Here is a 23,867-nt window from a genome sequence, read left to right on the forward strand (position 1 = left end):
TTGCGTAATCATCTGAGTCGTATGTAAGGTAGGCATCACTTGGGTGCGACAAAGCGAGAGAGACAACTCGCTCCAAGGGGGACCAGCCTGGTGCGGGCTGGTCCCCCTTTTTTGTCTTAGGGGAGCTTTGAGACTGTCTCGATAGGCTGACCTGGTGAAGTACTCAGCCTCAGCCGCGGCCTTCCTGGTCGGATTCGCCATTCTGTTGATCCTGATGCTGCCCAATCCCTGGGCCCTGGCAGCAGGGGCGGTGGTCGGCGGCGCCGCGGCGGCCGGAACCTACGGGATGATGTACGGCCGCGAAATCAGTATCAGCCGTCGCGCCGAGCAGCTGAGCAGCACTCAGAAGACGCTGACCACTCGGCTGGAGGAGATCGAATCCACTATTCGGAATAAGTCCAATCAGTTCCCGCCGGCCACCCATGGCCAGCTGCGGATGACTGTGGTGGGGCTGGAGGAGATCGTCCAGCGGTGGGAAACCTTGCAGCGGCTGCCTGAGCAGCAGGATGCGGTCTATCACACCATCAACCGGCATCTGCCCCGCGCCCTGGAGCTGTTCATGGGGCTGCCCGATTCGGCTAAACCCCGCCATGCCGAGGAGTTCAAGACCCAGGTGAGTCTTATTGCCGAGGCGGTGGCCAAGACCCGGGACCAGGTCGTGAAGAAGGACCTCCAGGCGCTGAAGGTGAATCGGGCCCTACTGGAAGAGGCGCTCACCGATCCCGATGAGCGCCTCTTCAAACAGCATGACCTCTGATCCTCAGTTGAGGATCTCGTAGGCCGGTGAGGTCAGGAAGTCCTCATAGTGCTCGGTGTTGAGCACGAGGTCCTTGATGATGCCAGCTGCCGGTTCGAAGTATTTGCTGAAGGTGGCGTCGTCGTTGATCTCCTCCCGCAGCCGCTGGACTTCCTCACCCAGCAGTTTCTCCACCAGTTCAGTGGTCACGGTGACTGAGGTATCGGCGGTGACGGTCCCATTGTGGATCTGCTGCCAGACCTGGGAGCGGGAGATCTCGGCGGTGGCGGCGTCCTCCATGAGGTTGTGAATGGCCACCGCACCATTGCCGGAGAGCCAGACGGCGGTGTAGTAGACCGCCACATAGAGGTTCATCCGCACCCCGGCCTCGGTGACATCGCCCTCGGCTGCCCCGATGTTCAGCAGGTCTTCGGCGGTGACGTTGACGTCGTCTCGCTTGCGGCTGATCTGGTTGGGGTTCTCACCCAGGACCTTGGTGAACTCCTCAGCGCAGAGGTCGACCAGATCGGGGTGGGCCACCCAGGAGCCGTCATAACCGTCGCCGGCCTCACGGGATTTGTCATCGCGGACCTTCTCGATGGCCTTGGCGGTCACCTCGGGTTCACGGCGGTTGGGGATGAAGGCTGCCATCCCGCCCATGGCGAAGGCCTCACGCTTATGGCAGGTGGCCACCAGCAGCTCGGTGTAGGCGCGCATAAACGGCTGGGTCATCCCCACCTGGGCGCGGTCGGGCAGGACGAACTGTTCCCCGGAGGCCCGGAAGTACTTGATGATGCTGAAGAGGTAGTCCCAGCGTCCGGCGTTGAGCCCGGATGCGTGCTCGCGCAGTTCGTAGAGGATCTCGTCCATCTGGAAGGCCGCGGGGATGGTCTCGATCAGCACGGTGGCCTTCACTGTGCCGTGCGGGATGCCCAGTTTCTGCTCGGCGAAGCTGAAGATCTCGTTCCACAGCCGGGCCTCGCGGTAGTGCTCGAGTTTGGCGAGGTAGTAGAAGGGGCCGGTGCCCTTCTCGGCCAGCACCTGGGCGTTGTGGAAGAAATGCAGCCCGAAGTCCACCAGGGAGCCGATGGCCGGTTTGCCGTTGACCAGGATGTTCTTCTCCGGCAGGTGCCAGCCGCGGGGACGCACGACGACGACGGGCAGGTCGATATCGGTGCGCAGGCTGTATTCCTTGCCCTCGGGGGAGGTGAACTGCAGGGTCTCCCGGGCGGCCTCGTAGAGGTTCTTCTGGGCCTCGATGAGATTGCCCCAGGAGGGGGAGAGTGCGTCCTCCAGGCAGGCCAGCCAGACCTTGGCTCCGGAGTTCAGGGCGTTGATGGCCATCTTGGCCGGGGCCGGGGGTCCGGTGATCTCTACGCGGCGGTCGGCGAGGCTGGCTGGCTGCGCGTCTACGGTCCAGTCGCCCTCGCGGATCTCGGCGGTTTCTGCTGGGAAGTCCATGGTTCCGGAGGCTGCGGCCTCCTGCTGGGCGGTGACCCGGTTCTCCAGGAGTTCATCCCGGGTGCTGGCGAAGCGGTTGTGCAGCTCCTCGATGAACTGCAGTGCCTCCTCGGTGATGATGAGCTCAGTGCCCTCGGCTTCATAGGGTTTCTCGACGGTGATGCTCACAGCTGCTCCTTTGCGCTGATGGTGGCCGGTGACGATCTCAGTTCTATGCCATAGAATCCGCACTATGAAAGAAGAAGTCCACAATGCGGACCAGAAACGTGACCGGGTGCAGGTGGTGGAGCGTGCTTTTGGGCTGTTGGATGCCCTGGTCAAAAGCGGAGGCAGCGCGACGGCGGGGCAGCTGAAGTCGGTCTCCGGGCTGGCGGGGCCCACCGTGCACCGGCTGCTGCACACGCTGATGCATATCGGGGTGGTCCACCAGCTGCCGAATAAGGAGTACGCCCTGGGGGCGAATCTGGTGCCCCTGGGGGAGGGTGCGACCCGCCAGCTGGGCAGTCTGGCGGTGCCGCAGATGCAGTCGTTGGTCGCGGAGCTGGGCGAGAGCGTGAATATGGCGGCCATGGAATCGGAGATGGTGGTCTATATCGCCCAGGTGCCCTCACCGCATTCAATGCGGATGTTCACTGAGGTGGGACGCCGGGCCTATCTGCATTCCACTGGGGTGGGTAAGGCGATGCTGGCCACCCTGCCTGAGGACCGGGTCCGAGAGGTCCTGCGGTCTACGGGAATGCAGGCGATAACCCCGAAGACCTTGACCAAACCGCAGGCACTGCTGGATCAGCTGCCGGTGATCTCGGCCCAGGGCTACGCGATCGACGACGAGGAGCAGGAGCTTGGCGTGCGCTGCCTGGCAGTGCCGATCCCGCAGGGCCCCACCCGGATGGCGCTGTCAGTCTCGGGGCCCACCGCGCGAATGACCGATGCCTTCATCCGGCACGCCACCCCTCTGATGACCCGCACCGCCGCCGAAATCGCCCGCAAACTCACCCGCGGGTAAAGATGGCGGTAGGATAGTGTCATACCCAGGAGGTGGCGTATGGCTTCAAGAAAGATTGCAGTGACCCTGCCGGAACCGCTCTATGAGGCTGTGGAAACCGCTCGAAAGCATGAGCATCGCTCGCGCTCGGACCTCATCCAGGAAGCAGTGCGCGCCTATCTCGAGGTGCCGAAGTATCACCCCTCCCAAGAAGAGCTCCGTAAAATTGACCAGGCCCTGGCAGAGCTGGACGAGAACCCAACTGGGGGCGTGGATTGGGAGGACTTCCGTGAGGAGTTCATGCGGGTATGACCCGGCTGATCCTCCGGGAACTCGCCCTTCAAGACCTCCAGGACATCAAAGATCGTTACCGGGCAGGCGGCGAGACGGCGCTGACACGCTTCACGCGAAGAATGTCAGACACCTTTGACCGGCTGAAGGCATACCCGCGCAGCAGCCGGTTGGTCGAGGGGCGGGAGGAAGTTCGGCGAGCCTCACTGAAGCCTCTTCCCTACAGCATTTTCTACGTCTACCGGGATCAGACGGTGCACATTCTGCGGATCCTCCATACGGCCCAGTCGCCACAGTCCTGGCCGAGCGATGGCGGGGCCTGAGTGCTTGGCTGACTAGCGTTCAGGAGTACCAGGCTGAGGCGTCCTGGTTGTCCTCGGGGGATTCGTCGTCGTCGATGGGGGAGCGGCTGGCGCCCAGTTCTAGCTGCCGGATGACATCAGTGGGTGGGTTGACCATCAGTACCGCCTCATCCCGGTACTTGCGCAGCTCGGTCTCGATGAAACTGGTCAGCGCCTCATCCAGGGGAACATCCCGAGCCTCCTGCTCGGAGAGCTGCCAGCGGTAGTCCAAGAGCTGGTGCATGATCTCGGCTGGCTCCAGCTTGTCCCGCAGATCCTTGGGCACCTTGGCGATCAGCGGCTGGAAGATCTCCTGGCTCCACATATGGGCAGCCACCGACTCATCACTCTGTGGGTGGTTCGCCGCCCGGTAGGAGTCGATATCGGCCAGCAGCCGCCGGGCCTGGTTCTCCTGAACATCCAGCCCGGTCAGCGCCATCAGCCGGCGCTGGTGATGGCCCGGCTCCACAACTTTCGGGCGCAGCAGAAGCTGACCGTCCTCGGCGGCAGAACGGATGTCGTATTCCTCAACATCGAAGCCCAGCTCATTCAGCCGGCGGATCCGCTCCTCCACCAACCACTGCTGATCCGCGTTGAAGGCAGTATCTCCGGTCAGCTCCTGCCAGAGCCCCCGGTAGGCGTCGATGAACTGGGTCGAGGTCGCCACGGGGTCGACCCCTTCATCGACGAAACCGCCCTCCATGAGGTCCATCAGCTCACCGGCGATATTGACCTGGGCTACATCGAGGTCGTATTCCCGCTGACCATTGGAGAGTTCAGGATGCAGCTCCCCGGTCTCGGCATCGACCAGATAGGCCTTGAAATTGCCGGCATCGCGCCGGAAGAGCGTGTTGGACAGGGAGACATCCCCCCAGTAGAACCCCAGCAGGTGCAGCTCCACCATCAGCAGGGCCTGGGCGTCGATCAGCCGCTGCAGGGTCTCCTTGCGCATCATCTGGTTGAATACCGCACGGTAGGGCAGGGAGAACCGCAGATGCCGGGTCACCAGGGCAGGGGAGAGCTCCTCGCCGGCTTCACTGGTGCGCCCGGTGACCTCAGCCACCGGTTTCACACAGGGGGCGCCCAATCGACCCAGCTGGCGCAGCATCCGGTACTCATGTCGGGCTGAGCGCTCCGAGGTCTCTTTGATCGCAATGATCGAACCGCCCAGATAGGCAAACCGCACAATATGCCGGGAGATGCCTCGCGGCAGGGCGGCCAGGACGTCGTCGGGCCATTGCACCAGGGGCAGGTGCCAGGGAAGGTTCAGCAGCTCCTGCGGAATAGTTCCAGAGGCGGTGAGGCTCAGCCCGCGGCTAGGTGACATGACCCACAGTTTAGCCGCGCAGGGCGGCCAGCCGGTTCAGCACATCGGCCAGGGCCGCCGGGGCATCGATCCGATGACCGGCTTTGGTCTCACCGGAACCGACTTTGACTCCCACATCCTGGGGGCCCAGGACGGCGAAACCATGCTCATCAGTGACATCGTCACCGGCGAAGAACACTGCATCCGGTGAGGTCGCAGCGCGCAGCTCCTCGATGGCCTCACCTTTGGTGGATTTCACGACGACGGCCTCCAGGATCCGCTTGCCGTCCTTGGAGCTGGCCCCGTCGATAGTCGCCATCGCCGCCCGGGCCTCATCCAGGATGCGCTCGCCGAGTTCGATGTCTTCAATATGGCGGACATGGATGGCCCCGCCTGCGGGTTTGTGCTCAACCCAGGCGCCCTCGTGATCAGCGGCGATCTCCTCCAGGGTGTCCAGGATCTCGATGCGCCCTGCCTCCTGCGCGGGGGTCAACTCCAGGCCGGGGGAGTCCGGACCCAACCAGCGCTCAGCCCCATGGGAGCCGAACAGCAGGGTTCCCTCCGGGGGGGTTGCCAGTTCGCGCAGTGTCTCCAGGGGGCGGCCCGAGACATAGGCGAGGACGACGTCGTCGAGCTCTGCCAGTTTCTCGATGGCCGCGGCGTTCTCCGGGACTGGTCGGGCGGAATCGGCATCGGCGACCAATTCGGCCACACAGCCGTCGAAGTCGAGGCACACCAGGAGTTTGCCCCGTGCGGCGAATTTCTCCAGTGCCTCGTTCAGGGATTCGGGAATGCTCACGCGGCTCCTACAGCTGATCCAGCCGGGCGAGGAAGTCCTCGGCCCAGCGCTTGACGTTATGCGAGACCACCTGGCGGCGCAGGGAACGCATCCGCTTCTTCTCGTCCTCCGGGTCCAGGGCGGTGGCCTGGACCATGGCTGCTTTGAGCTCATCGATGTCGTGGGGGTTGATCAGCAGGGCCTGGCGCAGTTGATCGGCGGCCCCGGTGAACTCGGAGAGCACCAGCACTCCGGTGCCGGATTTCCGTGCGGCCACATATTCCTTGGCTACGAGGTTCATTCCGTCGCGCAGGGCGGTGACCAGCATGACATCGGCGGCGAGGTAGAGGGCAACCATCTCTTCCACCGGATAGGAGTGGTGCAGATAGCGCACTGCTGTGTGGCCCATAGTGTCGTATTCGCCGTTGATCCGGCCGACGGTCAGTTCGATCTCATCGCGCAGCACCTGGTAGGACTCCACGCCCTCCCGGGAGGGGGAGGCGATCTGAACCATTGTGTGTTTCCCGACCTCGAGCTTGCCCTCCTGCAGTAGCTCCTCATAAGCCTTCAGCCGGTGCCGGATGCCCTTGGTGTAGTCCAGCCGGTCCACACCCAGGAAGATGGTCTCCGGATTGCCCAGCTCGGCCCGGATCTGGGCGGCCCGGGCGATGATCTTGGGATCATTGGACAGTTCCACGATCCGGTCGGTGTCGATGGAGATTGGGAAGGCCTTCGCCTCGGAGAGCCGGAAAGTGCCCGATTCGGGGGAGGACAGCTGCCGCGGCGCGGTCCCGCGGGCGGGATCAGCGGTGAACCCCTCCAGGGGCGCGGCGGTCTCTGAGTCCAGTGGCACATAGACCTGATCGGCCTTGATGTAGTGGCCCAGCCGGTAGCGCACGGCCCGCTGGAAGTTCCGGGCGTCGGATTCGCGCTGGAAGCCGATGAGATCTGCCCCCAGTAGACCTTTCATCACCGAGTGCCGCCAGGGCAGTTGGGCGAAGAGGCCCGGGGGCGGGAAGGGGATGTGGTTGAAGAATCCGATTTTGACGTCCTCGCGGAGGTCCCGGAGCATCTGCGGCACCAGCTGCAGCTGGTAGTCCTGTACCCACACGGTGGCACCGCGGGCGGCGACTTTGGCCGCAGCCTCGGCGAAGCGCTGGTTGACCTTCCGGTAGGCGTCCCACCAGTGCCGGTGGAACAGGGGGCGGGCGATGACGTCGTGGTACAGCGGCCAGAGGGTGCCGTTGGAGAAGCCCTCGTAGTAGTTCTCCAGCTCTTCGTCGCTGAGCGGGACGGGGTGGAGGTGCATGCCCTCGTGGTCGAAGGGCTCCAGGGTTTCATCGGGGGCGCCGTGCCAGCCGACCCATGCGCCTTCGGAGGTGGCCATAATGGGGGCCAGGGCGGTGACCAGGCCGCCGGGGGAGCGCTGCCAGCCGGTGGTGCCGTCCTCGTTGGTGACACGGTTGACCGCAAGACGGTTGGCCACCACCACAAAGTCGTACCCGGATTCGTATTCGGCCTTGTCAGTGACGCTCATCTGCGCTGTGCCCCTTTCACGTCCGTTGTCCTTCACCCTATCGGACCATATTTTGGGCTGGGTCACCCGCAGCCCACCTGGGGTTCTTCGCGGTACCCTGGTATCTGTTGCCCACATTGAGCACCGATCTACCGCGTACGGAGAACTTCTATGGCACGTAGTACCGCCACGGCTCGCGAGAAAGCCCGCAAGATGCAGCAGGAGCAGGAGCGGAAGCAGAAAGTCCGCTCCATGGCCCTTCGGCTTTCGGTTGTTGTGCTGGCCCTAGTGGTCATCGCTGGGCTGACCTTCTGGGTTGTCACTCGCGGTGGCGGCGGTAACTACACCGAGGGGCCGTCGGCTTCGGCGGCTAATGAGCAGGGTGGTTTCACGCTGACCTCCTCCACTGAGCTGGCTGAGGGTGAGGACATCGGCAACATCGATTCCGAGGATCTCGACGGCGTGGAGACTAACGATGGCTCCGGCCCGCCTCCGGGTGCTGAGCCGCGTGCCGAGGGTGAGCCTCCGCATGTGATCATCTACACCGATGCCGCCTGCCCCGGCTGTGCAGGGTTTGAGGCTCAGTACCACCAGGAGCTGACGGAGTGGGTGGATTCCGGTGCTATCACCCTGGAGTACCGTTCGGTGGAGTTCGTGGCGCCCTACTCCGCCCGGGCCGCGAATGCTTTTGCCTGCATGGCCGAGGAATCCCCGGAGAACTACCAGTCCTTCCTGGGTTCCACCACGGCTGAGCGGATGAATATGGACCAGAACTTCATCAGCAATGAGGAGCTGGCACAGCGCGCTCAGGAGCAGTACGGCGTGGACATCTCCGACTGCGTGAACAACGGTGACTACCGCGCCTTCGTCAACTACACCACTGCAGTGGCCGGAGCCAATGGCGTCAGCGCGACTCCGACCATCTACGTGGACGATGTGCACGTCGAAGAGTTCATGGAGACCGGTCAGTACATCCTCGCCGCTGTGGAGGAGTACCAGGAGGAGACCGGCCAGGACCTCGAGCAGGACATTGAGTCCGACCTCGAGGGCATCGAAACTGAGGCTGATGTCGAGGGCACCGAGGTTGAGACCGAGGACGACGACGCCGAGGAGCCTGAGGCAGAGGAACCCGAAGAGGATGAGGGAGAGTAATCTCCCCCTCAGTTGGGCAGTTTCAGCTGCTCGGCGTTAGACTAGAGCGGCGCTAAGCCGCAAGCCTCCTTAGCTCAGCTGGTAGAGCAGCTGATTTGTAATCAGCAGGTCGTCGGTTCGAACCCGGCAGGGGGCTCCAAAGAATTCCATACAGCGGAAGCGTCTTGCCAGCATTCGGCAGGGCGCTTCCGCTGTTCTGGAGTCCGACGGGCGCGATCTGTGATTGCCTGGCTGATTGCGGCATCGAGCCGTCAAAGATTGTCATAACCCGGCCGGAGCCGTCGGATTTAGCGACATGATTTTCACACTCGACCGCATGGGGAGTCCTCGCCGGAATGCGAAGATGCCTGACCTGCGGGGATGCGTGAAGTACCTCATCAGCCCGGGGTCCGGCGCCCAGTGCCGAGTTCGTTCCTGGGCCGTTGCTCGCTTACGATAGACGATGCTCGATTTTTTCTGAGGAGCTCCCTTGACTTCATCTTCTTCAGGCCCCACTGCGCCCGAAAACCCCACCGGCGAACAGCCGCTGACTCTCTCTGACGACAAGATGCCGATGGCTGATAAGCTCACCATCGGTGCCCTGCTCGTAGCCACCTTCGTGATGATCCTCAACGAGACCATCATGAACGTCGCACTCCATCCCCTGATGGAGGAGTTCGGTGTCCACGAGACCACTGTCCAGTGGCTGACCACCGCCTTTATGCTCACCCTCGCCGTGGTCATCCCGACCACCGGCTACATCATCCAGCGCTTCAGCCTGCGCGGGGTCTTCACCACCGCCATGGCCCTGTTCATCGCTGGCACAGCCCTGGCCGCATTCGCACCCGACTTCCCCTTCCTGGTCGCCGGACGAGTCATCCAGGCCGCAGGCACTGCCATTATGCTGCCGCTGCTGATGACCACAGTCCTGACCCTGGTCCCGCTGCGTCGTCGTGGTGTGGTCATGGGCAATATCGCCATCGTGATCTCGGTGGCCCCGGCCACCGGCCCCACTGTCTCCGGGCTGATCCTCTCCATCGCCGACTGGCGCTGGATGTTCGGGGTCATCCTGCCGATCGCCATCCTCGCGATGGTCCTGGGGCGGCCGAATCTGGACAAGACCCCCGGCTCAGCGGAGAAGGGCATCAATATCCCGTCCCTGCTGCTGGCAGTGCCGGGCTTCGGCGGCATCGTCTACGGCATCAGCCAGATCGGCGGCGGCCACGGCACTGAGGATATGGACCTCGAAGAAGCCGCCCCCGGTGTCGACCCCCTCGCCATCGGCGTGCTCGGGCTGGGCCTGGTCTGCGTGGCCGCGTTCGTGATCCTCCAGCTGCGGCTGCAGAAATCCGAATCCGCCCTGCTGAACCTCAAACCCTTCAGCTACACCCAGTACACCCGCGCCCTGCTGATGATGCTGCTGATGATGGTCGCGCTCTTCGGTGCGCTCATCCTGCTGCCGCTGTTCCTCCAGCACGAGGCCGGCCACGAGCTCGAACCCCTGCAGACAGGCCTCCTGCTGCTGCCCGGCGGTCTGCTCATGGCACTGATGGCACCGTTCGTCGGCCGCCTCTACGACCGGGTCGGCCCCCGCCCGCTGGTCATCCCGGGTGCAGTCATCCTCGCCAGTTCCATGTTCGCCCTGAGCCTGCTGGAGCCGGGTTCACCGATCTGGATGGTGCTGGTGATGCATATTGTGCTCTCCGGGGGTCTGGCCCTGCTGTTCACCCCGGCCTTCACCACCGCGATGAACCCGCTGCCCCAGCACCTCTACTCCCACGGATCAGCGGTGCTCAACACCCTGCAGCAGCTCTTCGCCGCCATCGGCACCGCAGCACTGGTCGCCGTGGTCGGCATCGGCTCGGCCGCATCTGCCGCCCGCGGCGCTGACCCCGATACCGCCGCCATGGACGGATTCAGCGTGGCATTCCTGGTCGCGGCAGTGCTGAGCATCGGCACCCTGCTGCTGGGTATGACCCTGCGCGCCACCAAAGCAGAAGAGAACGACGACGCCGCCTAGTAGGGGGTCAGCTTTTCCCCAGCGCGGCCGAGCGGAACTGCTCCAGCTCCTCCTCGGTGAGGTCGACCTCGTGCTCGTCGTCGCTGGAGAGGTCGTCGGCCTTGGGCAGGCGCAGGGTCATCGTCGCACCGCCGCCGGGGGTCTCCGAATGACGCACACTGCCGCCGTGCTGTGAGGCAATGGCCGCGCAGATCGCCAGGCCCAAGCCGGTGCCGCCGGTTTCGCGCTGGCGGGAGTTATCGGCCCGGTAGAAGCGCTCGAAGATCTTCTCCACATCCTCCGTGTCGATCCCCTCGCCGTGGTCGCGGACCTGCAGCACGGAGAACAGCTCCTCAGTCTCGGCATCGGTCTCAGTGCCCACGGCCAGTTCCAGGGGAGTCCCATCGGGGGTGTACCGCAGGGCATTGGTCACGAGGTTGGTGACGATCTGGCGGATCTTGCCCTCATCGGCGACCACGGGGGCCGGTGTGGGGGCGTCGTCATTGAGTCCCACGACCTGCACTTCGCGGTCGGGGGCGTTGACCGTCATATCCATCACCGACTCATGGGCGATGATGTTCAGATCCATCGGAGCCATCTCCAGCGCGCGCTGCTCATCCAACCGGGCCAGGGTCAGCATGTCCTCGACCAGCTGCCCCAACCGGGTGGCCTCAGATTCGATCCGCCCCATGGCAGCGCCGACGGCCTCGGGGTTATCGCTGAGCCCACCCTGGCGGTACAGCTCGGAGAAACCGCGGATGGTCACCAGGGGAGTGCGCAGCTCATGGGAGGCGTCCTGAATGAACTGACGCATCTTCTGCTCGGAGGCCACCTGCGCCTGGAATGCGGTCTCGATATGCTCGAGCATCACGTTCAGCGAGGAGGCCAGCCGGCCGATCTCGGTCTCCGGTGGGGCGGTGGTGCGCACACGCTGGGAGAAGTCGCCGTCGGCGATTGCGGCAGCAGTCTTCTCCACCCGAAGCAGGGGACGGAAGGCACGGGTGGCCAGGGAGTAGGCGATGATTGATGCGCCCAGGGTGGCCAGCAGGCCGATAGTGGCCACGAGGAAGCTGGCCCGTTCCACGGAGTTCTCCACGCTCTCCAGGGGCAGAGCGATGATGACTGTTTCCTCGCCGTTCTGCAGGGGGTGTGCCTGCACCCGGAATCCGCGGGAGTGCTCCTGGGTGCCATCCACCTCGAAGGACTCCAGGTTCAGCTCAGCGGCCTCTTCCGGGGTCAGCCGGGGCAGCTGCGGGATATCGGCGGTCTCAGAGTTCGAGGCGCGCACCGAGAGCCCCGGAATCGGCTCACCCTCTTCATCCAGCATCCACCCGTGGAACCGGAAGATGGACTGGTACTCCGCCCAGCCTGGCTGATCCTCCTCGGCCCGGATGTTGTAGAAGTAACTGGACAGCGCCTGCGCATTCGAGCGCAGGTCATCGTCCATATTCCGGGTCAGCTCCTGCCGAAACAGGGATGCGGACACAAAGGTGGTCACCACCAGGGTCATCAGCAGCAACCCGGAGGTGATGGCGACCAGCTGCGTGCGCAGGGAGGTTCTCCGCCAGGCACGCCCGATCGCGGAGATTACATGCATGGGGTCAAGTGTAAGCGCTAGTCAGCCCGGAATGCCCGGGCTGAGCGGCTCAGCCTAGGCCCTGAGTGCGCTGGCGGCGCTCCCAGGTTTGGAGCACATAGCCGACGCCGCGCTTTGTCTGGATCGCCGGAGCGCCCTCGGCCCCGGAGTCGATCTTGCGCCGCAGGTAGGAGATATAGGACTCCACAATGGAGGCATCCCCATTGAAGTTGTACTCCCACACGTGGTCCAGAATCTGCTGCTTCGACAGCACCCGGTTGGGGTTCATCATGAGGTAGCGCAGCAGCTTGAACTCAGTGGGGGAGAGGTCGATGATCTCTCCGCTGCGACGGACTTCATGGGCGTCGTCGTCGAGCTCAAGGTTGTCGATAGTGATGACCGCATCCTCGTCCTCATAGGGAGCGGTGCGGCGCAGAACTGCCTTGATCCTAGCGACCACCTCATCCAGGGAGAACGGCTTGGTGACGTAGTCGTCACCGCCGACGGTGAGGCCGGTGATCTTGTCATCGGTGTCATCCCTGGCGGTCAGGAACAGGACGGGGAAGTGCTTCCCGGAGGCCCGCAGCCGCCTGGTGACGGTGAAGCCATCCATATCGGGCAGCATCACGTCCAACACCGCCAGATCCGGATGGAACTCCTCGGCGGTGTCCAGTGCCTCGCGGCCGTTGGCGGCAGCGGCCACATCGAATCCTGCGAAGCGCAGGGAGGTGGCAAGCAGTTCACGAATATTGGGTTCGTCGTCGACGACGAGCAGTTTGGCTTCCGGAGTTTTGTCAGTCACGAATGCCAGTGTGCGCCTGGTTCCTGGGCGTGGGCTGAAAGAAAGCTGTGGAAGTGGTCAGTGTGCCTGGCGACGGCGACCCAGCGAGAGCATCATATAGGTGCACATCAGCACGAAGGCCACCGGGAAGCCCCATAGTGCAGTCCCATAGAGAGCGGGGTGTGCGTCACTCGGGGTGAAGTACATTCCGAGGATCACCAGCAGAGCCGCAAAGGACACGGCAGTGGCGATGACGCCCAGCACCAGAATGGCGCGCAGCAGCGGGGATGCCGAAGAACTCATAGGCCAAATTCTATACGGCTGGCGACTGGAGGTACCCTAGTATTCGCTCACAAGGAGGTTTCACAAGTGCCCACTGGAAAAGTGAAGTGGTTCGACGCCGAAAAGGGTTTCGGATTTCTGACTGGCGACGACGGCCAGGAGGTCTACCTGCACTCCTCGGTCCTGCCCTCCGGCACCAACTCGGTGAAGGCGGGGACCCGTATGGAGTACGGGATTGCTGAAGGTCGCCGCGGTAAGCAGGCGCTCAGTGTCCGGATCATCGGTCAGGGTCCCTCGGTGGCCCGCGCGCACCGCAAGCCCGCCGAGGAGATGGGCGAGCTGGTCCAGGACCTGGTGAACCTGCTGGACAACACCACCGGTCAGCTCCGCAAGGGGCACTACCCCAAACCGGAGCAGTCCAAGAAGATCGCCGCCCTGCTGCGGCGGGTCGCTGACGATTTCGACGCCTGAGGAGGACCGCGATGAGGTCCAATGCACTGGATATGCCGCTTTCGGCCGCCGTGGAGGAGGCTCGCACTGCCGTTGAGGAGATTGCGGGCCCCGGGGAGGTCGGTGAGCATGTCTCAGCCACTGCAGACGACCTCCGCCTGGTCACCCACCGGTTCACCGCCCATAAGACCGGCTACCGGGGGTGGGAATGGTTCGCCACACTGGCTCGGGCCCCGCGCAGCAAGAAGGCAACTGTCTGTGAGGTAGGCCTGCTGCCCGGTGAGGACGCGCTGCTGGCCCCCGAATGGGTACCCTGGTCCGAGCGCGTTAAAGAAGAGGAAAAGGACTAGTCCCGCCTACTGATCCAGAACGTAGTCGATGCAGGACAGCAGTGCGCTGATGTCCTCGGGATCGGTGGCCACGAAAGTCGCAATCCGCAGCTGATTCCGCCCCAGCTTCCGGTAGGGCTCGACGTCGACAATCCCGTTGGTCCGCAGCGTTGAGGCCAGGGCTGCGGCATCCACACTGTCATCGAAGTCTACGGTGACGATCACATCGGAGCGGTCCTCGGGCTTCTGCACAAAGGGGGCGGCGCTGCGGTGAGCCTCGGCCCACTGGTAGACCCGACCTGCTGAGTCAGCGGTCCGGGCCGCGGCGAAGTCCATCCCACCGGAGTCATTGAGCCAGCTGATCTGCTCCCCCAGGGTGACCAACGTGGCCAGGGCCGGGGTGTTGTAAGTCTGGTTCTTCCGGGAGTTGTCGATCGCTGTGGTCAGTGAGAGGAAGTCCGGGATCCAGCGCTGCTGCGCAATCCGCTGCGCCCGCTCCACTGCAGCCGGGGACATCACTGCGATCCACAGCCCGCCGTCGGAGGCGAAGTTCTTCTGCGGGGCGAAGTAGTAGACATCGGATTCGGCGATATCCACCGCAAGCCCACCGGCAGCCGAGGTCGCATCGATGACCACCAGGGCGTCGTCGTCGGCCCCTTCAACCCGATGCACCGGGGCAGCAACACCAGTGGAGGTCTCATTCTGCGGCCAGGCGTAGACATCCACCGCGGCCTCGGCCTGCGGGACCGGGCGGGTCCCCGGCTCAGCGGTCAGGATCGAGGAGGCTTCAAGATGCGGGGCCTTATCTGTGGCCTTGGCGAATTTCGAGCCGAACTCACCGAAGGACAGGTGCTGGGCCTTGGACTCCACCAGCCCGAAGCTGGCGATATCCCAGAATGCGGTGGAACCGCCGACGCCGAGAACCACCTCATAGCCCTCCGGCAGGTTGAACAGAGTGTGCAGTCCCTCACGGATGCTGCCCACCAGATTCTTCACAGGAGCCTGCCGGTGGGAGGTTCCCAGCAGCCGGGGTCCGGCATCATTGAGAGCCCGGACCTGCTCCGGGCGGACGCGGGACGGGCCGGCGCCGAACCGACCGTCGGCGGGCAGCAACTCAGCAGGAATGGTCAGTGCAGGGGCGTCAGCGGCCACAGTCTCTCCTCGTTGAGGCATACGTATATATAAGGAATGGTCACAGGCGCCGGCGCCGATATGCTTAGGGGCGAGCCGTCCGTGGGAGCGGGGTGCAATGCCGTGAGGCAGGCGCCGCGACCACGGTGATCACAGTATCAAGGAGCCAGACGTTGACCGATCTCATCGACACCACGGAGATGTACCTGCGCACTATCCTCGACCTCGAGGAAGAGGGGATTGTGCCCCTGCGCGCACGTATTGCCGAGCGCCTGGAGCATTCGGGACCCACAGTCTCCCAAACGGTGGCGCGGATGGAACGTGATGGTCTGCTCAACCTCACCGAATCTCGCCAGCTGGAGCTGACCGACACCGGCCGGGAGCTGGCGGTGCAGGTCATGCGTAAGCATCGGTTGGCCGAGCGGCTGCTCTCCGATGTGATCGGACTCGACTGGCCGTATATCCACGAAGAGGCCTGCCGCTGGGAGCATGTGATGAGCGAGCGGGTCGAGCGCCGACTGGTGGAAATCCTCGATGACCCCGTGGAATCCCCCTACGGCAACCCCATTCCCGGGCTGGAGGAGCTCGGGGTGAATACTGGTGCCCATCCTGCACTGTTGGCTCGAAAGACCCTCCGGGAGATCGCCGAGAATCACGACGCCGCCCAGGGCCCGAGTTCCTGGAAGGTTCAGCGGCTTGCGGAGTCCATTCAGGTGGAGCCCGAGGTGCTCGAGCAGCTGCTCGAGGTCGGACTGCGCCCGGGCGTGGGCGTGGAGGTCACCGGTCTGGCCGAGGCATATGCCCTATTGACCGTTCACGATGAGGATGAGGGTGACCTCGAGGTCGAACTGCCACTTGAGGTGGCACAACACATCTTTGTTAACCAGGTGTAGCCGGGCTGAAAATGCCTCGATCGGCATGCTGGCGGGGCTTGGCGTAATGCTTTCGTGACGTTTGCCAAGTGTTCCGTGACCTAAGCGTGACTTTTATATCAATCTGTTATAAAGTCGTCTGCGTGCTTGGGGCAGATGTCCGAAATGCTCCAGGAACTCGGGCTGGCAGAGATAACCCTGCAGCCGGCCGGAGAAAGTTCGCAAAAGCTACCGCATCGCAGGGATTGAGGTTCCAGCAAGTGACAGAACAGACTTTCATCTCGCGCCGTGAACGCCGTGCAGCCCGTGAGGCCGCCAGCAGCCCTGCTCATACCGCCGGAACTGCCGGCCGTACCGCAGCTGCGGTTCTGGCTTCCGCCGGTCTTGTGATCGGCACCGGCGTGGCAGCAAGCGCCAACGACGACGCAACCGCATCTGAAGGCCGCGCGCTTTCCACCGTTGACATCAACGCTGCTGAGTTCAGCATCGAGCGGACCACTGCTCCGGCCGTGAGCTCCGTGACCGCTTCTCCCGAGGTGGATCTGACTTTCGAGCGCCCCGCATTCTCCACTGAGAGCGCACCCGAGCCCGAGCCGGAACCGGAGCCTGAGCCGGTTGAGGCCGAGGCTGCCGCCCAGGAAACTGAGGAGCCCGCCGAGAGCGAGCCCCAGCAGGAGGCTGCGCCGCAGCAGGAGAGCCAGCCCGAGCAGTCCTCCCAGCAGGAGTCCTCCTCCAGCTCTGAGGGCAACAACGGCGGCGGCGAATCCGCCAGCTCCGATGACTCCGGCGCCTCTGAGCAGTCCTCTGAGCCTGCCCCCAGCTCCGGTGGTAGCGGTTCTGTCGTTTCCGCCGCATACGACGGACTCGGAGTGCCGTATCTGTGGGGCGGAACCACTACTGCCGGCTTCGACTGTTCCGGATTCATCAACTGGGCTTACAACCGGGCAGGCCGCGGTGGGCTCCCCCGCACCACCTACGGCATGGAAGCCTCCCTCCCGCGAGTGTCCAGTCCCCAGCCCGGTGACATCGTTCTGGCCAACAACAGCAGTCACGGTGCCATCTACATCGGCAACGGCCAGGTGATCTCCGCGACCGTGTCCAACGGCATCAGCGTTCACGACATCAATGCCGGATGGCACAACGTCAACGCCATCCTCCGGCCCAACTGATCACCGGTAGATAACGAATCTCCACACTGTGGGGCGTAACCTCTGAACAGGGGTTGCGCCCCACAGGTGGTTAAGGGGTTTATTCGTGCAGGTCACCCAGCTTCTCATAAGCTCCACTGAGGCTTCGGTTGCGGTATCCGTGACCTAAATGTGACATCGAGACCGTTTTGTTATAAAGTCGACACCGTGATGATGACTGATACCACTACCGCAACCCAGACCCGGCGTCAGCGCCGTGAGGCAGCCGAGATGGCTGCCCGCCTCGACGTCAAGGGCCGCGCCGCGAAGACAGGCCGTACAGCCGGCGTCGTACTCGGCGCCTCCGGCCTGATCCTCTCCAGCTCCGTCTCCGCAGCAGCCGTGGAAGTAGCCCCCGCCGATGAGGGCCGGGCGCTCACCACTGTCGCTCTCGACGCACAGGGCGCACTCGAGCGGGTCTCCGCCACTCAGCCCACCAGCATTACCGCCTCCGAGAACCTGCAGCTGACCTTCGAGCGTCCTGCAGTCTCCACTGAGAGCGCGCCGGAGCCCGAGCCGGAGCCGGAGCCCGCAGTTCAGCCAGTAACCGCTGAGACCACCACTGAAGCTCCCGCCACCGAGCAGGCATGGGGCACAGAGGAGCAGGCCACCGCTGAGCAGCCCGCTGAGACTCAGCAGTACCAGCAGAACAACGGCGAGACCGCTGCCACTGCAGAGACCGAAACTTACGAAGAGCCGCAGCAGGAGGCGCCCGCTGCCAACTCCAGCGTTATCAGCACCGGCTACACCGCCCTGGGCACCCCCTACGTATGGGCCGGCTCCTCCCTGAGCGGTATGGACTGCTCCGGCTTCATCAACTGGGTCTACCGTCAGCACGGCATCAGCCTGCCGCGCAGCACGCACGGCATGCTTGCCAGCCTCCCCCGGGTTTCGACTCCCCAGCCCGGTGACATCGTGATCTCCACCGGCATCCGTAGCCAGTACCACGCCGGCATCTACGCCGGTAACGGCCAGATGCTCAGCTCCATGGCTTCCCGCGGAGTGACCACACACGGCTACCAAGACGGATGGCACAACGTGGTCGCCATCCTGCGACCGGCCTGATCCGGCGCTATTAGTCATCCACACTGATGGGGTGTGATTCACCGGGGACCGGTGGTCACACCCCATTCGTGTCTTAAGGCGCAATTGACCGCGGGGTTTATAGTGAATCTGGTAGAAAAGGCCTAAGACGGTGACAGACCGAAGGATCTGATATGCGCACCTTGGTGCTCAACGCGGGCTACGAACCGCTGAGTGTGGTGACCTCCCGCCGAGCTGCCGTCCTCGTGATGCGCGGTAAGGCCAGTATCCTCGCCGAGGACGGAAGCCCCATCGCGTCCCCCTCTGCCCTGATCCCCCGCCCAGCAGTGATCCTGCTGCATAAATACGTCCGGGTCGTCCGACGCCGTCCCACCGCTCCTTCGCGTCGGGGTATTCTCCGCCGGGATCAGCGAAACTGCGGCTATTGCGGCAAGACGGCGGCAACTGTGGACCACGTGATCCCGAAGGCCCGAGGTGGTGACTCCAGCTGGGAGAACCTCGTGGCCTGCTGCGGACCCTGCAATGTCCGCAAAGGGGATAAGACACTCGAGCAGTTGGGCTGGGAACTGTTGGTGACCCCCAAGGCGCCACCGCATCACATGTGGCTTCCCGCCGAACTGGACGCCCCCCGAGAGGTATGGATGCCGTTCCTGGATCACACGGGGAACGGGGTTGTCAGGACCGCCACAGCCGCCGCCTAGGTAGTTCTGACTGCAGGTGAGGATCCGCCCGCGGCCAAACTATTGGTATGTGGGCTTTGGTGCCGTAGGCTGGTGTACAGATACGTTCATTGCTTTGCCTGTTCAGCAGTTTTAGTAAGTGGCCGCATCACCGCTCTGACCAGCCTTGGCCGGCTAATCGGAGATCGGCACCGTGAAGTCATCGGTGCCTCGAAAGAAGAACAGTAAGGAAAATCATGGCCACTGGCACTGTCAAATGGTTCAACGCCGAAAAGGGCTACGGGTTCATTGCACCCGCAGACGGCTCGGACGACGTATTCGTGCACTTCAGCGCGATCAACTCATCAGGCTTCCGCTCCCTCGAGGAGAACCAGCAGGTTGAATTCGAAACCGCTCGCGGCCCCAAGGGTCTGCAGGCTGAGAATGTCACTCCTGTCTGAGCAAGACACCTCGAGAGTTCGATGAACTGAACTCCCAAAAGGACCGGTCCCGGTCGGCTGTTTCCACAGCCGCAGGGGCCGGTCCTTTTGCTTAACCATTATTCTTAGGTGGGAACGGGAAGAACTACGGAGGTCAGTTATGCGTATCCGCCAGGGGTCGGATCAGCACACTCTTCAGCTGCGCAGCGGCAACTCGGCCAATGGGTGCATCGGTGCAGCCATCGGACTCTTCGGGGCGATATTCGGAACGGTCATCGCCGGCACAATCTTCTTCGCGCATCAGGCGGCGCCCGGGATGCCCACTCCCTGGTGGATTCTGTTCACACCGCTGTTCTTCCTGGCAATCGGTGCCTTCTTCCTCGCGACGGTGACCAGATACCACGCTACGATCCGCCAGCATGGACCCAGTGAGGTCCGCAGGCTCCGCTGGCTGGGTCTGAGCAAGGAGGAGGACGGTTTCCACCCCAGCGAGGCCCACCATCTCCTGCTGCACACCGAGGAGAAGATCCACCGGAATAAGAACGGCACCAGCCGCTACCGGATTTCCACACTGGCGGTGGTCCTGCGCGATGGTCGTGAGGTCGTCATCGGCCTGCAGCGCCGCGGAGGACTGGGCGGTAAGCAGCCTATGTTGGATCAGGCCGGCGAAATTTCCTACTTCCTCGGGCTTCACCTGGAGCGCACCGGATATGGCGCGCCATTGGGCTACGACATTCCGCCTGGGGGAGTAGCTGGACCGCCGCATACCTGGGGCGCACAGCCGCAGCATCCTCAGTATCAGCAGCATCCACCCCAGCCGCACCCACAGAACCCGGGGTGACGGCGGCGGACTGCCCGATTGGATCCGTGGAGACAGGAACCGATGATGAAGAAGACAATCAATTCCCTCCTGGCCGCGGGCGGCGTCGTCGTACTTTCTGGTTGTGGCGGTGGCAGCAGCACGAATATGGCTGAGGCGCTGGAGGAGCTCCCTGCGGTGGAGGACCGTTATGTGGTCGGAGTGGTTCCACGAACTCAGCGAGGAAGACCTCGAGGAGGGAGTCCGTGACTTCAACTGGTCCAGCCATGAGCTCACGGTGAGATTTGGGGATCTCGCCAACTATCTGATGCTTGATGACCTCGATGGGATCGAGTTCGATTTCTATGAGGCAGTGGATCAGGCGGTCAGTGCTGGACAGCCCCCAGAACAGGTTGGGGCCCTCTACGGGGAGTTCGATGCTGAAAGCCTGCGCAGTGAGTTCGCTGACCTCGGCTGGGAAGGTGAGGAGGTCCTGGAGACAGAGCTGGATTTCGAAGGGGCCAGGCTTCTCAGTATGTACATGCCCCGTGTGCTCACTGAGGAGGATCGGCTGCTCTACGGCAGGCAGAATGCTGATCTCGAGAGCGACACCAGTGCCACCGATGATGAGCGGATCCAGGAGCAGCTGGACTGCCTGGGGGATGTAGTTGCCGGAGCCATCACCGGGGGAATTGCCGTAGGGGTGGCACCGGATGATGATGATCTGCCCCGTGGCGTCATCTGCGCAGAGGGGGACCCCGAGGAGCTCTCCGAGACGATCGCGCAGGAAGTCGAATCTGGAGCGAGCTGGCGCAACGGGCGGCCATATAGCGAGTACTTTATTGATCCAGAAGAGGATCCGCATGGTGAACTGGCCAGGGTCTACGTCAACTTCCCCGAGGTTGGTGAGGACGATGCGCGGCTGCCCTACAACCTGTTTAACCTGCACTTCCAACAGGACCTGCCCGGTCTGGTGGATGAAGCCGATGCCGAATTCCAGGACCTTATGGATGACGCTCTGGATTCCCCATTAGGCGGAGAAGACAACGACGACGACGCCGAGGACCAGTAGATAACTGGGCTCCTGGCCCGGTCCTCAGCTGATGGCGATGAGCGCAATACCGCCGACCACCACGCAGGCGCCGAGAATCCGGCGCAGGGGGTCCTCCTCCTTAAACAGCCACCAGGCCAGCAGTGCCCCGATGATGATCGAGGATTCGCGTACTGGCGCCACCAGGGCGACCGAGGTGAAGGTCATCGCGTAGAGCACCAAGATATAGGCCAATGGCGAGAGTACGGCGATGATCATGGCCCGGCGCCCGTCGCTGCGCCAGGTGGGGGCGATCTGGGTGCGCTTTCGCAGCACCCAGGGCAGCATCAGTACGGCTTGGAAAACCCCGCTGAGCCCGAAGTAGAGGATGGGATCCACTGCCAGGGTATTGACGCTGAAATTGTCCCAGAGAGTGTAGGTGGCGATCGCTGCGCCTGTGGCACTGCCGTAGAACAGGCCGGTGCCCAGACCCGATGAACGTTGAAAGAGCTTCTTGCCCGTGACGATGAGGATGCCGCCGATGATGATCAGACCACCGATCAGGGCCAGAGTCTCGGGCCGCTCACCGAGGAAGCAGACCGCCACGAAAATCGTCAGCACCGGGCCCACACCGCGGGCCACTGGATAAACGACACCGAGATCGGCCTTCCGGTAGCCGGTCTGCAGCAGCATGGCATAGCCGATATGCATCACCGCAGTCACCGCCGTGGCTAGGGGCAGCTCCCAGCCGTAGCTGGCGCCGCTGTAGATCGCATATCCGATACCGAACGGCAGAGTGACAACACAGCCCAGGGAGTAATACATCCACACAAAGATGGTGGTGTCCCCCTGTGAGGATTTCGCGGCGAGGTTCCACAGAGCATGGAAAACTGCGGCGGCCAGCACCATGCCCAGAGCCAGACCACTCATGATGACTCCGTATTGAGATCCAGGGTCAGTGCTGAGTGGAGAACATCGACCACTGCGAGGTGGGCGATCCGGCTGGAGGACTCCACCAGCTGCTCGGCCCCGGTGGAACCCACGGCAACCAGTGGGATATCGGCGAGCCGGGCCAGTTGGGACTGGGAGTAGCTGGTGATCGCCATGATGGTGGCCCCACCAGTGCGGGCTTCCTCCACCACATCCAATGTCTGCGGGGTCTGGCCGGAGTGGCTGACCGCCAGCAGAACATCCTCAGGTCCGAGGAGGCCGGCCAGCAGCACTGAGGAGTAGTTGTCTGCAGAGTGCTGGACGGTCAACCCAGACATGGTCAGCCGGTAGGAGACGTCGGTGGCTACAGGTAACGAGGTGCCGGAGGCGGTGACCAATACTCGGCGTGCTGAGCGCAGGGTCCGGATGGCTTCGGTGACTGCGGCCTGATCCAAGGTGCCATGGGCTGCCCGCAGGCTTTCGGCGTGACTGGCAATGATGACATCAGTCAGCTCTGCGGTGGTGGAGGCCTCGGTGAGGCTTCGCGTGGCCGAAGGGGTACTGGCGGCCTCATAGGAGACCCGGGCAAGAGTCTTTTTCAGATCCGGGAGACCGGTGAATCCGGCCGAGCGGACTGCGCGAACCACGGTTGCCGCCGAGACCTGCGCCCGGTGAGCGATCTCCTGCGCGGTGGCATCAAGCACAAAGACGGGGTCATCGATGATCAGCTCGACGACGGCGGCATGCCCGACTTTCAGTCCGGGTAAGAGGGAGCGGAGTCGAGAGCTCAACCCTTGACGATCAGAAATCACGTTGCACACTATACACAATGGGTGAAATGGTGTTGCATCTGTAATGCCCAGGAGGCCGCAGGATCGTGGTGTGCTCGCCCCTCATTTCCGCCTGGCAAGACGATGCGGCCAATAAAAGCGAGTGAGGGGCCGGCCAGATAACTGACCAGCCCCTCACTCATGCGCTGCGTGAGACTTATTAGGCGCCCGGACGCAGGATGGCGTTGGGGGTGTGCCAGCTCTCGTGCATACCGTGGACGCGGACGCCCTCGGAGAGGGTTGCGGAGATGACCTGGCCGTTGCCGACGTAGATGCCGCCGTGGGTGGAGCCGTTGGCTAGCACGATGTCGCCGGGCTGCGGGTTGGAGACGTGGGTCAGGGAAGCCTCCATGCCGTAGGTGGTCCGGGGCAGGTTGCCGTGACCGGCCTGCTGGTAGGCCCAGTTGATGAAGCCGGAGCAGTCGAAGCCGGCAGTGGTGGTGCCGCCCCAGCTGTAGGGGGTGCCGATGCCGTTGTAGGCAGCGCTGACCACGGAGTTGTTGGAGACCTGGCCGGTGTCGGCGCTGGCTGCGGAAACACCGGAGTTCTGAGTCTCCTGCTGGCCGCCCTGGGACTCGTAGGAGTTCTCGGCGCCCTGGTAGGAGCCGGAGCTCTGGTAGCTCTGCTGCTCGGCAGGCTGGGCCTGCTCGTAGTGGACCTCTTCGCCGCCGCCGGTGGGGCCTGCGGCTGCATTGGCAGCAACGCCGGTGCCCATGAGGGCGCCGGAGACAGCCAGAGCGGTGACAGTTGCCCGGCCGGTGGTCTTGGCCACTGCGGCGCGGCGAGTCTTGATAGCGGCCTGGCGGCGCTCACGGCGGGTGGGGATAGTCGCGTTGTCAGTCATTCGGTAGTACCTCTCCCTGCGTATTGGCGGTAGTTAGCGGTAGTCGCTATCGGCATGCAGGGAAGGCCGACAGCGGCACTTTGAACACATGACTCGTTCAAAGTGCGGCCTCAACTGTATAACAGGTAGATAACGTTTG

General features: G+C 63.4%; 26 protein-coding genes and 1 tRNA gene. 16 read left to right on the top strand and 11 right to left on the bottom strand.

Going from position 1 to position 23,867, the window contains the following annotated elements; all coding sequences use genetic code 11:
* Positions 1-154 precede the first annotated feature (154 nt).
* Positions 155-757, top strand: a complete 603-nt coding sequence (locus tag HGQ17_RS07905; protein WP_168887408.1) for a hypothetical protein — start codon at positions 155-157, stop codon at positions 755-757.
* Between the two features lie 3 nt (positions 758-760).
* On the opposite strand, the gene aceB is transcribed toward HGQ17_RS07905, so the two are convergent.
* Complete coding sequence (aceB, locus tag HGQ17_RS07910) at positions 761-2,365, bottom strand: malate synthase A (RefSeq protein ID WP_168887409.1); 1,605 nt, start codon at positions 2,363-2,365, stop codon at positions 761-763.
* A gap of 64 nt (positions 2,366-2,429) precedes the next feature.
* On the opposite strand from aceB, the gene HGQ17_RS07915 reads away from it, so the two are divergent.
* From HGQ17_RS07915 to HGQ17_RS07925, 3 genes are read left to right on the top strand one after another with little or no spacing between them, the layout of a single operon-like run.
* On the top strand, positions 2,430-3,203 hold the full coding sequence (locus tag HGQ17_RS07915; RefSeq protein ID WP_168887410.1) for an IclR family transcriptional regulator: 774 nt from the start codon (positions 2,430-2,432) through the stop codon (positions 3,201-3,203).
* 39 nt (positions 3,204-3,242) lie between these two features.
* Positions 3,243-3,494, top strand: coding sequence for a ribbon-helix-helix domain-containing protein (locus tag HGQ17_RS07920; protein WP_168887411.1), 252 nt, complete (start codon positions 3,243-3,245; stop codon positions 3,492-3,494).
* Positions 3,491-3,796, top strand: coding sequence for a type II toxin-antitoxin system RelE/ParE family toxin (locus tag HGQ17_RS07925; RefSeq protein WP_168887412.1), 306 nt, complete (start codon positions 3,491-3,493; stop codon positions 3,794-3,796). Before HGQ17_RS07920 ends, HGQ17_RS07925 begins: the two co-directional genes overlap by 4 nt.
* A 19-nt stretch (positions 3,797-3,815) precedes the next feature.
* Here HGQ17_RS07925 and HGQ17_RS07930 read toward each other — a convergent pair whose 3' ends face one another.
* From HGQ17_RS07930 to HGQ17_RS07940, 3 genes are read right to left on the bottom strand one after another with little or no spacing between them, the layout of a single operon-like run.
* The gene (locus HGQ17_RS07930; RefSeq protein ID WP_168887413.1) at positions 3,816-5,141 is read right to left on the bottom strand and encodes a DUF4032 domain-containing protein; all 1,326 of its coding nucleotides are present in this window, start codon (positions 5,139-5,141) and stop codon (positions 3,816-3,818) included.
* A gap of 10 nt (positions 5,142-5,151) precedes the next feature.
* On the bottom strand, positions 5,152-5,919 hold the full coding sequence (gene otsB / locus HGQ17_RS07935; RefSeq protein ID WP_168887414.1) for a trehalose-phosphatase: 768 nt from the start codon (positions 5,917-5,919) through the stop codon (positions 5,152-5,154).
* Between the two features lie 7 nt (positions 5,920-5,926).
* Positions 5,927-7,435, bottom strand: coding sequence for an alpha,alpha-trehalose-phosphate synthase (UDP-forming) (locus tag HGQ17_RS07940; RefSeq protein WP_168887415.1), 1,509 nt, complete (start codon positions 7,433-7,435; stop codon positions 5,927-5,929).
* 150 nt (positions 7,436-7,585) lie between these two features.
* On the opposite strand from HGQ17_RS07940, the gene HGQ17_RS07945 reads away from it, so the two are divergent.
* The 3 genes from HGQ17_RS07945 to HGQ17_RS07955 all read left to right on the top strand — a co-directional run bounded on the left by HGQ17_RS07945 (position 7,586) and on the right by HGQ17_RS07955 (position 10,565).
* Positions 7,586-8,566 (top strand): thioredoxin domain-containing protein, encoded by a 981-nt coding sequence (locus HGQ17_RS07945; protein ID WP_168887416.1) that lies wholly within the window; start codon positions 7,586-7,588, stop codon positions 8,564-8,566.
* A gap of 63 nt (positions 8,567-8,629) precedes the next feature.
* A tRNA-Thr gene (locus tag HGQ17_RS07950) sits at positions 8,630-8,705 on the top strand.
* 330 nt (positions 8,706-9,035) lie between these two features.
* Positions 9,036-10,565, top strand: a complete 1,530-nt coding sequence (locus HGQ17_RS07955; protein WP_229503409.1) for a DHA2 family efflux MFS transporter permease subunit — start codon at positions 9,036-9,038, stop codon at positions 10,563-10,565.
* A 7-nt stretch (positions 10,566-10,572) separates the two neighbouring features.
* Here HGQ17_RS07955 and HGQ17_RS07960 read toward each other — a convergent pair whose 3' ends face one another.
* Genes HGQ17_RS07960 through HGQ17_RS07970 form a run of 3 tightly spaced genes read right to left on the bottom strand, consistent with a single transcriptional unit; the run spans position 10,573 to position 13,204 of the window.
* Positions 10,573-12,141: a sensor histidine kinase gene (locus tag HGQ17_RS07960; protein ID WP_168887417.1), complete on the bottom strand. Its 1,569-nt coding sequence runs from the start codon at positions 12,139-12,141 to the stop codon at positions 10,573-10,575.
* A 49-nt stretch (positions 12,142-12,190) separates the two neighbouring features.
* A complete protein-coding gene (locus tag HGQ17_RS07965) occupies positions 12,191-12,922 on the bottom strand; it encodes a response regulator transcription factor (RefSeq protein ID WP_168887418.1) in 732 nt (243 codons plus the stop codon).
* A gap of 57 nt (positions 12,923-12,979) precedes the next feature.
* Positions 12,980-13,204, bottom strand: coding sequence for a hypothetical protein (locus HGQ17_RS07970; RefSeq protein ID WP_168887419.1), 225 nt, complete (start codon positions 13,202-13,204; stop codon positions 12,980-12,982).
* 66 nt (positions 13,205-13,270) lie between these two features.
* Between HGQ17_RS07970 and HGQ17_RS07975 the strand changes: the two genes are divergently transcribed.
* Entirely contained in the window at positions 13,271-13,654 is a 384-nt protein-coding gene (locus HGQ17_RS07975) for a cold-shock protein (RefSeq protein WP_168887420.1), read from the top strand.
* 11 nt (positions 13,655-13,665) lie between these two features.
* Positions 13,666-13,983 (top strand): DUF3027 domain-containing protein, encoded by a 318-nt coding sequence (locus tag HGQ17_RS07980; protein WP_168887421.1) that lies wholly within the window; start codon positions 13,666-13,668, stop codon positions 13,981-13,983.
* 6 nt (positions 13,984-13,989) lie between these two features.
* On the opposite strand, the gene serC is transcribed toward HGQ17_RS07980, so the two are convergent.
* Positions 13,990-15,114, bottom strand: a complete 1,125-nt coding sequence (gene serC / locus HGQ17_RS07985; RefSeq protein ID WP_324615220.1) for a phosphoserine transaminase — start codon at positions 15,112-15,114, stop codon at positions 13,990-13,992.
* Between the two features lie 152 nt (positions 15,115-15,266).
* Here serC and HGQ17_RS07990 point away from each other — a divergent pair, with 152 nt between their 5' ends.
* The 7 genes from HGQ17_RS07990 to HGQ17_RS08025 all read left to right on the top strand — a co-directional run bounded on the left by HGQ17_RS07990 (position 15,267) and on the right by HGQ17_RS08025 (position 21,166).
* Positions 15,267-15,986: a metal-dependent transcriptional regulator gene (locus HGQ17_RS07990; RefSeq protein WP_168887423.1), complete on the top strand. Its 720-nt coding sequence runs from the start codon at positions 15,267-15,269 to the stop codon at positions 15,984-15,986.
* 239 nt (positions 15,987-16,225) lie between these two features.
* A complete protein-coding gene (locus tag HGQ17_RS07995) occupies positions 16,226-17,134 on the top strand; it encodes a C40 family peptidase (protein WP_168887424.1) in 909 nt (302 codons plus the stop codon).
* Positions 17,135-17,326: 192 nt separating this feature from the next.
* Positions 17,327-18,217 (top strand): C40 family peptidase, encoded by an 891-nt coding sequence (locus HGQ17_RS08000; protein WP_168887425.1) that lies wholly within the window; start codon positions 17,327-17,329, stop codon positions 18,215-18,217.
* A gap of 152 nt (positions 18,218-18,369) precedes the next feature.
* On the top strand, positions 18,370-18,897 hold the full coding sequence (locus HGQ17_RS08005; protein WP_168887426.1) for an HNH endonuclease: 528 nt from the start codon (positions 18,370-18,372) through the stop codon (positions 18,895-18,897).
* A gap of 215 nt (positions 18,898-19,112) precedes the next feature.
* Positions 19,113-19,316 (top strand): cold-shock protein, encoded by a 204-nt coding sequence (locus HGQ17_RS08010; protein WP_168887427.1) that lies wholly within the window; start codon positions 19,113-19,115, stop codon positions 19,314-19,316.
* 139 nt (positions 19,317-19,455) lie between these two features.
* On the top strand, positions 19,456-20,136 hold the full coding sequence (locus HGQ17_RS08015) for a hypothetical protein (RefSeq protein ID WP_168887428.1): 681 nt from the start codon (positions 19,456-19,458) through the stop codon (positions 20,134-20,136).
* A gap of 169 nt (positions 20,137-20,305) precedes the next feature.
* Positions 20,306-21,166, top strand: coding sequence for a hypothetical protein (locus HGQ17_RS08025; RefSeq protein ID WP_168887430.1), 861 nt, complete (start codon positions 20,306-20,308; stop codon positions 21,164-21,166).
* Between the two features lie 24 nt (positions 21,167-21,190).
* On the opposite strand, the gene HGQ17_RS08030 is transcribed toward HGQ17_RS08025, so the two are convergent.
* From HGQ17_RS08030 to HGQ17_RS08040, 3 genes are all read right to left on the bottom strand, one after another.
* Positions 21,191-22,054, bottom strand: coding sequence for a DMT family transporter (locus HGQ17_RS08030; protein WP_168887431.1), 864 nt, complete (start codon positions 22,052-22,054; stop codon positions 21,191-21,193).
* A complete protein-coding gene (locus HGQ17_RS08035; RefSeq protein ID WP_168887432.1) occupies positions 22,051-22,845 on the bottom strand; it encodes a MurR/RpiR family transcriptional regulator in 795 nt (264 codons plus the stop codon). The genes HGQ17_RS08030 and HGQ17_RS08035 overlap by 4 nt, the downstream gene beginning before the upstream one ends.
* Positions 22,846-23,044: 199 nt before the next feature.
* On the bottom strand, positions 23,045-23,728 hold the full coding sequence (locus tag HGQ17_RS08040) for a C40 family peptidase (protein ID WP_168887433.1): 684 nt from the start codon (positions 23,726-23,728) through the stop codon (positions 23,045-23,047).
* Positions 23,729-23,867 lie beyond the last annotated feature (139 nt).

Source organism: Nesterenkonia sedimenti (genome assembly GCF_012641515.1).
Lineage (GTDB): Bacteria > Actinomycetota > Actinomycetes > Actinomycetales > Micrococcaceae > Nesterenkonia > Nesterenkonia sedimenti.